The organism is Desulfobaculum sp., assembly GCF_054921475.1.
In genome coordinates, this window is the sequence record NZ_JBUDSW010000120.1 from 1 (window position 1) to 10,531 (window position 10,531).

11 protein-coding genes and 1 tRNA gene are annotated in these 10,531 nt (G+C 60.7%); 6 read left to right on the plus strand and 6 right to left on the minus strand.

Annotated elements, in window-relative coordinates; translation table 11 throughout:
• The 5 genes from ACY69P_RS09270 to ACY69P_RS09290 form a co-directional block, all read right to left on the minus strand.
• Positions 1-254: hypothetical protein (locus ACY69P_RS09270; RefSeq protein ID WP_462327256.1), on the minus strand; the 254-nt coding region annotated here is incomplete at its 3' end.
• 98 nt (positions 255-352) lie between these two features.
• Entirely contained in the window at positions 353-967 is a 615-nt protein-coding gene (locus ACY69P_RS09275) for a protein RhiA (protein ID WP_459899891.1), read from the minus strand.
• Between the two features lie 77 nt (positions 968-1,044).
• Positions 1,045-1,464: a helix-turn-helix domain-containing protein gene (locus ACY69P_RS09280; protein WP_462327257.1), complete on the minus strand. Its 420-nt coding sequence runs from the start codon at positions 1,462-1,464 to the stop codon at positions 1,045-1,047.
• Between the two features lie 435 nt (positions 1,465-1,899).
• Positions 1,900-2,160, minus strand: coding sequence for a hypothetical protein (locus ACY69P_RS09285; RefSeq protein WP_462327258.1), 261 nt, complete (start codon positions 2,158-2,160; stop codon positions 1,900-1,902).
• A gap of 218 nt (positions 2,161-2,378) precedes the next feature.
• Positions 2,379-2,684, minus strand: coding sequence for a TIGR03905 family TSCPD domain-containing protein (locus ACY69P_RS09290; RefSeq protein ID WP_404844937.1), 306 nt, complete (start codon positions 2,682-2,684; stop codon positions 2,379-2,381).
• Between the two features lie 312 nt (positions 2,685-2,996).
• Here ACY69P_RS09290 and map point away from each other — a divergent pair, with 312 nt between their 5' ends.
• Entirely contained in the window at positions 2,997-3,779 is a 783-nt protein-coding gene (gene map / locus ACY69P_RS09295; protein ID WP_462327259.1) for a type I methionyl aminopeptidase, read from the plus strand.
• 96 nt (positions 3,780-3,875) lie between these two features.
• Positions 3,876-3,952: transfer RNA gene (locus ACY69P_RS09300), tRNA-Met, on the plus strand.
• 187 nt (positions 3,953-4,139) lie between these two features.
• On the opposite strand, the gene ACY69P_RS09305 is transcribed toward ACY69P_RS09300, so the two are convergent.
• Complete coding sequence (locus tag ACY69P_RS09305) at positions 4,140-5,882, minus strand: sigma-54 interaction domain-containing protein (protein ID WP_462327260.1); 1,743 nt, start codon at positions 5,880-5,882, stop codon at positions 4,140-4,142.
• Positions 5,883-6,187: 305 nt separating this feature from the next.
• Here ACY69P_RS09305 and ACY69P_RS09310 point away from each other — a divergent pair, with 305 nt between their 5' ends.
• Genes ACY69P_RS09310 through ACY69P_RS09325 form a run of 4 tightly spaced genes read left to right on the plus strand, consistent with a single transcriptional unit; the run spans position 6,188 to position 10,436 of the window.
• Complete coding sequence (locus tag ACY69P_RS09310) at positions 6,188-6,562, plus strand: RidA family protein (RefSeq protein ID WP_459899882.1); 375 nt, start codon at positions 6,188-6,190, stop codon at positions 6,560-6,562.
• Between the two features lie 13 nt (positions 6,563-6,575).
• On the plus strand, positions 6,576-7,796 hold the full coding sequence (gene dpaL / locus ACY69P_RS09315) for a diaminopropionate ammonia-lyase (RefSeq protein WP_462327261.1): 1,221 nt from the start codon (positions 6,576-6,578) through the stop codon (positions 7,794-7,796).
• A gap of 12 nt (positions 7,797-7,808) precedes the next feature.
• Positions 7,809-8,993: a YgeY family selenium metabolism-linked hydrolase gene (locus ACY69P_RS09320; protein ID WP_462327262.1), complete on the plus strand. Its 1,185-nt coding sequence runs from the start codon at positions 7,809-7,811 to the stop codon at positions 8,991-8,993.
• A 15-nt stretch (positions 8,994-9,008) separates the two neighbouring features.
• Positions 9,009-10,436, plus strand: coding sequence for a sodium:solute symporter family protein (locus tag ACY69P_RS09325; RefSeq protein WP_462327263.1), 1,428 nt, complete (start codon positions 9,009-9,011; stop codon positions 10,434-10,436).
• Positions 10,437-10,531 lie beyond the last annotated feature (95 nt).

The window sequence follows — 10,531 nt, forward strand, 5'->3', positions numbered from 1 at the left end:
GTGGCATTGGGACATCCGTCCGTCCAGAACAGCGAATTCCACGTTGAAGCATAGCTCCCAAATGTCGTGTTTTGATGGATAAAGGTGTTGAGCGCGCTGCGCAGCTTTGTGCCATTGCCCTCGGTGTAGGCGAGGATGACAGCCGGCGGGTACAGATTCCGGGTTGCGACATCGAAGCATTGCGCCTGAATCGACGCATAGAAGGCCGCCGAGAGCGCACACAGGGCAAGCAGACTCCCGATGAGTTTTCGCATGATCCCTCCAAGCCGGCGCAGACGCCGGGTGGCGCGCCTCCGGCATTATGACGTGTTGGAATGCGCGGCCCGGTACAGGCCGGGCCGCGCGGCGGCTGCTAGCACTTCGCGGGGGTGATGGTCCACGCGTTGTCCGCGCCAAGGGTTGCCGTCATGTTGTAGACATTGGGCGGGAACTCAACCACGGCCTTGTTGGTGATGGTTTCAACGTCCAGCACCTGCCCTTCCACGTAATCGCCGAAGGCCACCCAGTAGGTGGGATGCGGGATGAAGACTTCCGTCAGGTTGGGCTGCGCCTCCACGGCGAAGGACGCCTTGCCGCCCATGGCGATGCCAACGGAGGCCTCGCGCAGCGGGATGGTGTCGTCCTGATGGATGTAGAGGTTGCCAGCCTGCGCGCCCTTGCGCTGATCCAGGAAGGTGTACGCACCGTCATAGCGCGTGAAGTCCACGTGGTTGGAGGTCACGAGGTCGGCGGGCCACAGCTGCTGGGCGTCAAAGACCACGCCGGGAATCAGCTCGCCCACTTCGCTCCACGTGAAGTTGTAGTCGATGCTCCACGTGAACTTCAGGCGGTAGTTCTTGGGATGGCAGCGCTTGGTCAGCCACGCCAAGGACAGGATGTTGGAGTTGCTCATGTCCGGCGGCGTCTGAAAAACGCAGAAGTCGCCACTGTTGGTGGAATTGTTCACGAACTGAATGGAATACTGCATGGTGTTGTCTCCTTGTCGGGTTGGTGTCATTTGCCTTCGGTTGCTTTTTGCTCCACGTGCCGCATGGGGGTATCACTTCATACGCACTCTCCTTGTTGCGTCTCCTCCACTCGTTTTTTCTGCAGAAAATAGTGTTTTCGATATTGCCCGGGTGTGACGTGGAAGTGCTCCTTGAACTTGCGGCAAAAATCCTCTTCCTTGGCAATGCCGAAGTGATTTCCCACCTGCTCCACGCGGATTTCCCTGTTGCACTCCAAAAGACGCCGCGCCCTGCGCATCTTTTCCCACTCAATGGACAGCCGCGCGAGGTGTCTTTTCTTTTCGCCGCACCGCTTGTTGTACAGGCGGCAAAGATGCGTCGGCGTAATGCCGATATCATCCGCAAGGCTCTGCACTGTCATTTGAGAAAGCTCGTCGTCCCGTGCATTCATGATGCGAAACGCCGCTTCTTCCAGCCGGGTCCATCTTCGATTCTGATGTGAATTCTTTTTCTGCATATCTGTATTGCGCCTCTGGATTGATGTGCCGTACTGACTGCATTAAATATCCGTCGTGCAATTTCTGGAACCCCGAGATATAGACAAGCCTATACCCCGCGCCGCGCCGCAGCGGCAATCAGGGCAACACACTGACGCATAGGGAAATTCACCACGGTGGATATGCAGAAAGGCCGCACAGCGGCGCGCAAGGTGCGCGTGCAAATCCGTGCATCAAAAGCAAGGACGGGGAGATGCGCCCATGTTCCTTCTGTGGGCGAACACGCCCCCACACGGCGAAAAATGGGCTTTTTTTAGCTGGACGCGCCCAGAGGCGCAGGGCCAAAGCGGGGAATTAAAGGCGGCCAAGAATGCAAAAATCCGCCCCCGGCAGTGCCGGAGGCGGATCGTTACGGCCAATGGATGGCAATGGAAAGAATTCGGAAAAAGAAAGAACTACCAGCGCAGCAAGCGCCGTAAAAGCCCTATTCCCGAGGCGGCGAGCAGCAGCACCAAAACGGCGCACAAGGTGATGGACAGGAAATTTGTCTGCCCCGCCGTGCCCGCGAACTCCAAAAACAGACGCCCAACGCCAATGAGCAGTATACTCCCCGCGCCCACACCGCCTGTAAAGACGACAACGGCGAGGAAAACATTGCGCGAGCCATACACAAGAACAAGGATAAACAGCATCAAAATGCCTGTCAGGATGGTCATGGCGCTCTCTCCTTGTGCTTGAGGGAGGATTCCGCCGCCGGGAGGCACAGCGCGCAGGCCGGGGCGTTCTCCACACATAGCAGATTCCGCGCTCCTGCGCCACGGGGACGGCGTGAGCTTGGCCCCTGCACTCGCCCTCACTCCGCGCCCTTGGGCAAAAGAAAAGCCCCCGGAGGCCGGGGGCTTGGAGGCGCGTCGTCAGCAGCGCGTGGCGCGTATTAGCCCTCGATGTAGGGCGTGATGGCTTCCACGAGCTGGTCGGGACAGGATGTGGACTTGCGGCCACAGCGGATGCCGCGCAGGCGCTCCGCCACTTCGGTCAGGGGCATGCCTTCCACAAGGCGGCCAATGCCGATGAGGTTGCCGGGACAGCCGCCCGTGAATTCCACGTTATGGAGCTTGCCGTCTTCAACCTCGAACCGGATCATCTTGGAGCAGACGCCCTTGGGGACAAAGACCTTGGCGGTGTCGGCTTCCTGCGCGGACTGGGCCGCACCGGACGGAGTAAGTTCTTCAAGATTCATGAGGCACTATCTCTTTGCGTTACAGGTTCAACTTTGGCGGCCGATGTGGCTTTTGGCCTGCCAGCAAACGAGAACTATAGGCATCCACTGCGCCGTGTCAACACGGCCCGGCGTCCTCTGCCGCTTCCGCGCGGGCATGGCGTCTTGGCGCTTGTGCGCGTACCATAGGGGCACAACGCGGGCTGAGGACCGCAGGAGCAGAAATCCGAGGGCAAGGCTGGGAATACAGGCTTCATGCCGCCTATGGTTGACATGGCCGCACGTTGGAGTATGAGCTTGCCCTTTGCGTATGGAAAAAACCGGAGTGCTACTTTGAAGCTCAAGAAGAAGTCAGAGATCGCGCTGATGCGCGAGGCGGGTCAGCTGCTGTGGCAGGCCCACATGATTGGCGCCGACATGGCGGAGGCCGGAGTCACCACCGAGGCCATCGACGCCGAGGTTGAAAAGTTCATCATCGGGCACAATGCTGTTCCCCTGTTCAAGGGTGTTCCCGGCGAAGTCCCCTTCCCGGCCACGTGCTGCATGTCCGTGAACGAGGAAGTCGTGCACGGCGTCCCCTCGTCCCGCCAACTGGCGGACGGCGACCTCATCAGCGTGGACATCGGCCTCAAGATTAACGGCTGGTGCGCGGATTGCGCCTGCACGCACGCCGTTGGCACCATTGACGACGAAAAGCGCGCGCTCATGGACGCCACCGAAGAGTGCCTGCGCATCGCCATCAAAGACATCCGTCCCGGCGTCAAATGGAGCAAAATCGCCAAGAAGATGGCCAAGCACGCCCGTAATTGCGGCTTCTCCGTCGTGGAATCCCTTGTGGGGCACGGCATTGGCGAAAGCATGTGGGAGCCGCCGCAGGTGCCCAACTACTTCTCGCGCAATTGCACGGACTTCCGCATCAAGCAGGGCATGGTCATCGCCGTTGAGCCGATGATCAATGCTGGCGTCAAGGACGTGGAGACCCTCTCGGACCATTGGACCATCGTGACCAAGGACCGCCGTCCCTCCGCCCACTTTGAGCACACCATCGCCGTCACCGCCGCCGGCGCTCAGGTCATGACCTGCGGCCCGAACGGCGAAGGATGGGCACTGGACTAACTTTTTTGGACTTTTTCCCAAAAAGTGCTTGCAATATCCTGAGAAGTGCGTAGACGTCTTCTCCGCGGGTGACGGAACACGTCACACCAACAAAATGGCGAGGTAGCTCAGGTGGTTAGAGCATGCGGCTCATATCCGCAGTGTCGGAGGTTCAAGTCCTCTCCTCGCTACCATGATTATCAAACCCCTTCCGCTTCGGCGGGAGGGGTTTTTTGTTGTGCCCCGCTCCCCCCGCCCTGCCACACACAAGGAACGCCCCCGCAAAGCCATGCTCTGCGGGGGCGTTCCTTCCTTGAGTCCCTCTTCGGGCGGCGCGCCCACCCGTCCTGATGTGCCCCCTTGGCGGCGCGCAATCCCCGCCTACAGCCCGTACAGCTGGATTTTGCGGTACAGGGTCGCCAGACCGATGCCAAGGCGCTTGGCGGCGAGGCGTTTGCCACTGGTGGACGTGCCGAAGCGATCCAGCGCCTTGGCTATGGCCTCGCGCTCCACTTCTTCCAGCGGGCGGATATCATCGGCAACCCCAATGCGCGGGGCGTCGGTTTTGATGGCGTGCAGGAAAGCTGGCAGGCAGTCCGGCGTCACCTCGCCGCTGGCGGGCATCATATTCACAATAAATTCAATGGCGTTCTCAAACTCGCGGATATTCCCCGGCCACGGATAGCTGCGCAACATCTCCATGCACTGCGGCGAGATGTGCTCAAGGCGCTTGTTGAAGCGCTCCCCGTATTTGCGGAAAAAGTGCTCCGTCAGCATGTCCACGTCCTCCAGCCTGTCGCGCAGGGGCGGAATCTCAAAGGGGATGACGTTCAGGCGGTAGAACAAGTCGCTGCGGAACGTGTTGTTGGCGATCTGCTCCTGCAAATTGTCGTTAGTAGCGGCGATAACGCGGATGTCGATGTTGATGAGCTTATTGGAGCCAAGGCGGATGACGGTGCGCTCCTGCAAAACGCGCAGCAACTTCACCTGCAAATACAGCGGCATGGAGCCGATTTCGTCAAGGAACAGCACGCCGCCGTTGGCCAGCTCAAACTTGCCCACCCGCCCGGACGAGCGCGCCCCGGTAAATGCGCCGCTGGTGTAGCCGAACAGCTCGCTTTCCAGCAGCGTATCCGGAATGGCGCCGCAGTTGATGGCGATAAACGGCTGGTCGCGGCGGTCGCTTTCCTTGTGGATGGCGCGGGCGAACAGCTCCTTGCCCGTGCCGCTCTCGCCCGTGATGAGCACCGTTGAAGACGACGTGGCAATGCTCTGCACGCGCTGTTTCAACTTGGTAATGACCGGAGACTCGCCAAGGATGGCACCAAGCCCCTCTCCGTGCGGCTGCGAGCTGATACGCGACATCCGGCGCATATAGTCGCGCTGGCTTTCAAAGATTACCAGCTTGGCAAACCGCGCATCGTCGCCCACCAGCTCCACGGTCCGCGCCATAACCGTCAGCTCCACGCCGTTACAACGCAGGTCGTATTCCTCGGCGTCCTCCACGGTGTTGCCGGTGGGCGTCATGTCCACCGCGCGGGGCAGAACGTCCTGCCGCAGTTTCATCATGCGCCGTGCGTGGGAGTTCACGTATGTAATCTCCCCGTCCCTGCCGAACACGAACACCCCATCGGAATACGCATCCACCACGCCCTGCAGCATTCCCACCGTCTGCGACATGGCTTGCAGGCGCTTGGTGTCCGCAATGGACCCCGCAACCATATTGGACATGAGCTCGATAAAGGTCAGGAACGAATCCCGCGTTTCCAGAATCCGCGCCCTGTCCTGCTCATTGAAGCAGATAATGCCAATGATGCCCTCCACCTTGCCATCCACCATGATGGGCGCGCACAGGGTGAGCTTTTCCTCGCAGGTATCGCGCTTTTTGCAGCCGTTGCAGATGGGGTGAAAGCGCGGCTTCTCCACGTACACAGGATGCCCCGAACGTCGCGCCGTGCGGTAGACCTGCCCGGCATCGATGATGCTGGTGCCCACTCCCTGGGCGTAGCGCCCCGTCCCCGCCACACGGGTAAAGGAGGAGTTCACCACCTCCACATCAAGCCCAATGACAATGGATATAACTTCCGCAATGCGCCGGATGGACGGCTCAATGGTCTCAATCATGCTCTGGCTCCGGTTCTCAAAATGAAAATAGCTTTCACGACATTTTTTGCTGGATGGAGGCTTCCGCCTCGGGGTAGTGGATGAAAAGCCCTGTCAACCAAGGCATTTTGGCTATAGCAAAAGTTTATTCTCGATACGAGAATTATTTTTCAGTTTGAGAAGCAAAGTCGCAGTGAAGCAGGGCTTTCAAATGTGGCAGAATATCGCAAAACTCTGGAATACATACCCTTTTTAAAAATCGCGCCATGTTGGCACCCTCCTTGCCTTAGAGAGTTTCACATCACGTTGAAATCCAAGGAGGTACAATGAAAACCGTACTCAATACCGATGCGGCACCCGCCGCCATCGGGCCCTACTCCCAAGCTGTCATCAAGGACGGCACCCTCTACGTCTCCGGCCAGCTTCCGGTCGACCCCGCCACGGGCGAATTGGTCGAGGGCATCGAGGCCCAGACACGGCAGAGCCTTGAAAACGTCAAGGCCATCCTGAAAGAGGCTGGCGCCACCTGTGACAACGTCTGCCGGGTCGGCGTTTTTCTGCAGGATCTGAAGGACTTCGGCACCATGAACGACATCTACGCCGAATACTTCACCGGCGGCTATCCCGCACGCAGCTGCGTTCAGGTTGCCGCACTGCCCAAGGGCGCACTGGTCGAGATTGAAGTCATCGCGGACCTTTAAGGATTCAGGACACATGAGCACAACACGTTTCATTGCCAACAAAACGGCCCGTGCGGCCACACAGAAGGTCGACGTCGACTTTCTGTCCGTCAAGCACGCCAAAGTGGCGCGCGACTTTTTCAGCACCATTGACGGCTACGCCCCCACCCCGCTGGTGGGCCTGCCCGCCCTCGCCAGCGACCTTGGCGTGGCCAGCTTCCACGTGAAGGACGAGTCCAAGCGCTTTGGCCTCAATGCCTTCAAGGTGCTGGGCTGCGGGTTCGCCATTGCCAACCACATCTGCGAAGTGCTGGACACGCCCATCTCCGAGATGAGCATGGACAAGCTCTGCTCCGCCGAGGTGCGCGAGGCTGTGGGCGAAATCACATTCGTCTCCGCCACGGACGGCAACCACGGCCGCGGCGTGGCTTGGGCCGCCAATAGGCTGGGGCAAAAGTCCGTCATCTACATGCCCAAAGGCTCGGCCAAGGCGCGTCTGGACAACATCCGCGCCGAAGGCGCAGACGCCAGCATCACAGACATGAACTACGACGACGCCGTTCGCCTTGCCTGGCAAAACTCGCAGGAAAAGGGCTGGGTCATGGTGCAGGACACCGCATGGGACGGCTACGAGAAGATTCCCGGCTGGATCATGCAGGGCTACACCACCCTCGCCTTTGAGGCGCTGGAACAGTTCGAGGAGCAGGAAGGCGCGCGTCCCACCCATGTTTTCCTGCAAGCTGGTGTCGGCTCCTTTGCTGGCGGCGTGCAGGGCCTTTTAGCCGCGCGCTACGGCGACGACAGGCCCAAGACCGTCGTCGTTGAGCCGGAGCTTGCGGACTGCATCTTCCGCTCTGCGCAGGCCGCAGACGGCGACCCGCACTTTGTCACGGGCGACATGGCCACCGTCATGGCCGGTCTTGCCTGCGGCGAGCCAAACACCGTGGGCTGGGGCATCCTCCGCGATTACAGCGACGGCTACATCTCCTGCCCGGACTGGGTGGCCGCCAACGGCATGCGCATGCTGGCCGCGCCCAAGGGGAGCGACCCCAAGGTCATCTCCGGCGAGTCCGGCGCAGTGACCACCGGCATCGTGGAGTGCATCATGCACCGCCCCGAGCTTGCCGCCATCCGCGAAAATCTGGAGCTGGACGATTCTTCCCGCGTTCTGGTCATCAGCACGGAAGGCGACACCGACCCCGAAATGTACCGCCGCATCACTTGGTACGGCGCCTACCCCGAAGTGGACGAATAAGGAGAGAGGCACGTGATACACGAGGAAGCAAAAAACGCCGTCGTCGCCCTGTGCGCCGATATTATCCAACAGCCCAGCGTCTCCGGCGAGGAAGCCGGCGTCGTCTCCGTCCTTGAAACCTTCATGAAGGAGTCGGGCTTCGACGAAGTCACCGTCGACCGCTACGGCAGCATCATCGGCTGCGTCAAGGGCAACGCCCCCGGCCCCAAAATCCTCTTTGACGGCCACATCGACACCGTGCCCGTAGACGAGCGCCGCTGGACCAAAAAGCCCTTTGGCGCGGAGATTGAGGACGGACGCATGTACGGCCGTGGCACCTCGGACATGAAGGGCGCAGTCGCCGCCATGGCCGTTGCCGCCGCCGAAATGGCCAAGCCCGAGAACCGCAACTTCGCCGGTGAAATCTACGTCGCAGGCGTGGTGCATGAGGAATGCTTCGAGGGTGTGGCCGGCCGCGAAATCAGCAAGAACGTGCAGCCGGACTACGTTGTCATTGGCGAAGCCTCGCAGCTGAACGTGAAGATTGCCCAGCGTGGCCGCGCCGAAATCGTGCTGGAGACCGAGGGCAAGCCCGCCCACTCCGCCTCTCCGGACGAAGGCATCAACGCCGTCCATAAGATGATGGAGCTGGTGCGCCGCGTGGAGGCCCTGACTCCGCCGGAGCATCCTATGCTCGGCAAGGGCACCAACGCCCTGACGGACATCAAGTCCTCGCCCTATCCCGGTGCTTCCGTAGTGCCCTCCGGCTGCCGCGTCACCTACGACCGCCGCACGCTGGTGGGAGAAACCAAGGAGAGCATCCTTGAGCCCATCCAAAACGCCATCGACGCCCTGAAGGCCGAAGACCCGGACTTTGCGGCCACGGCAAGCCTCGCCATTGATGAGGCCCCGTGCCACACCGGCGAGACCATCAGCGCGGAGCGGTTCTTCCCCGCATGGGAATACAGCAAGGACGAAGCCTTTGTGCAGAGCACCCTTGAGGCGCTGCGCGGCATCGGCCAAAGCCCGAAGATCGACCACTACGCCTTCTGCACCAACGGCAGTCACTATGCCGGTGAAGCAGGCATCAAGACCTTCGGCTACGGTCCGTCCCTTGAGACGCTGGCCCACACCGACGACGAGTACATTGAGCTTGATCAACTGCACAAGGCCGTTGAAGGCTACATGGCCATCAGCCGCTCACTGCTGCACACCTAAGAGGGAGTTCCTGCCATGACCAGCACTTTCTATGTCATCCTCGCCTACATGGCGTGCATGATCGGTATCGGCCTGTGGGTTGCCAAGCGCAAGATTCGTGAATCCGAGGACTTTCTCCTCGCCGGTCGCCAGCTTGGCCCGGCCATGATGGCAGGGACTCTCGCCGCCGCCGAAATCGGCGGCGGCAGTACCCTGGGTGTCGCGGCCAAGGCCTATGGCGAATGGGGCTTCTCCGCTGGCTGGTACGTTGTCAGCGCGGGCATCGGCATTTTCCTCGTCTCCTTTGTTGCGCCGTACCTGCGCAAATCCATGGCGACGACGGTGCCGGAAATCCTCGGCCGCCGCTACGGCCGGACCTCGCACATCATGACGACCTTCTTGTCCATCACCGCGCTGTTCTTCGCCACTGCGGCGCAGGTCATCGCCACCTCCACCATCATCCACGTTGTGACGGGCATTGAACTGCAGAAGGTCATCATCCTTGCAGGCTGCGTCGTCACCGCCTACACCCTGATGGGCGGGCTTATGTCGGTTGCGTTCACGGACATCGTGCACATTCTTGTGATCACCATCGGCATGGCCGTCGCAATGCCCATCATCCTGCACAACGCAGGCGGTTGGGACCATCTGGTGTCCACTCTGCCAGCACACCAGATGAGCTTAACCAACGTTGGCTGGAAGACCATCCTCGGCCTTATCCTGATGTACTTCATGACCTTCTCCACCGGTCAGGAAGCCGTGCAACGCTACTTTGCCGCGCGCAATGCCAAGGTCGCCAAGATGGGTTCCTTCATGTGCTCCTGCCTGATGGCGCTGTATGGCTTTATCCCGGCGGTCATCGGCCTTGTGGCCCTGTCCCACTTCCCGGACATCGACCCCAACAGCGCCCTGCCCACGGCCGCGCAGCACTTCGCGCCCACCATCATCGCGGGTGTGGTGCTGGCCTCCGTGGTCGCCGCCACCATGTCCAGCGCCTCGGGCAACATGCTGGCCGTGTCCACCCTGTTCACCAAGGACGTGTTCCAGCGCTACATCCGCCCGAACGCAACGGACAAGGACCTTATGACCTGGAGCAAGGGCGCCATCCTGTTCGTCGGCACCTGCTCCGTCATCATCGCCCTTGGCAACTACTCCATCATCTCGCTGCTCATTCTGGCCTTTACCATGCGTGCGGCCGGTCCGTTCGCGGCCTTTGTGTTCGGCCTGATGTACAACAACGCCACCGTCAACGGCGGCCTGTACTCCATCATCCTCGGCTCCGTTGCCGCCATCGCGTGGCAGCAGGCCGGTGAACCGTACGGCATCATGGCCATCGTCTTCGGCTCCCTTGTCAGTACGCTGTCGTTCTTCCTCATCTCCAAGATAGAGATCGCCATGGGCCGCAAGCCCGCCCCGCTGGCCATCACCAAGGAGCATGAAGAAGCCGCCGCGGCCGGAGAATAGTCCACCCCGCCGAAATGTCATCCCCTGCGTCAGCCCCTCTATCAGGGCCTGACAGCAGGCCCCGACATCCGGCCCAGCCAGCCGCCCCCGCGCAC

Coding starts and splice junctions, on each gene's coding strand:
- ACY69P_RS09275 (WP_459899891.1), bottom strand. CDS start 967: ATGCAGTATTCCATTCAGTTCGTGAACAATTCCACCAACAGTGGCGAC.
- ACY69P_RS09280 (WP_462327257.1), bottom strand. CDS start 1,464: ATGCAGAAAAAGAATTCACATCAGAATCGAAGATGGACCCGGCTGGAA.
- ACY69P_RS09285 (WP_462327258.1), bottom strand. CDS start 2,160: ATGACCATCCTGACAGGCATTTTGATGCTGTTTATCCTTGTTCTTGTG.
- ACY69P_RS09290 (WP_404844937.1), bottom strand. CDS start 2,684: ATGAATCTTGAAGAACTTACTCCGTCCGGTGCGGCCCAGTCCGCGCAG.
- ACY69P_RS09305 (WP_462327260.1), bottom strand. CDS start 5,882: ATGATTGAGACCATTGAGCCGTCCATCCGGCGCATTGCGGAAGTTATA.
- ACY69P_RS09310 (WP_459899882.1), top strand. CDS start 6,188: ATGAAAACCGTACTCAATACCGATGCGGCACCCGCCGCCATCGGGCCC.
- dpaL (WP_462327261.1), top strand. CDS start 6,576: ATGAGCACAACACGTTTCATTGCCAACAAAACGGCCCGTGCGGCCACA.
- ACY69P_RS09325 (WP_462327263.1), top strand. CDS start 9,009: ATGACCAGCACTTTCTATGTCATCCTCGCCTACATGGCGTGCATGATC.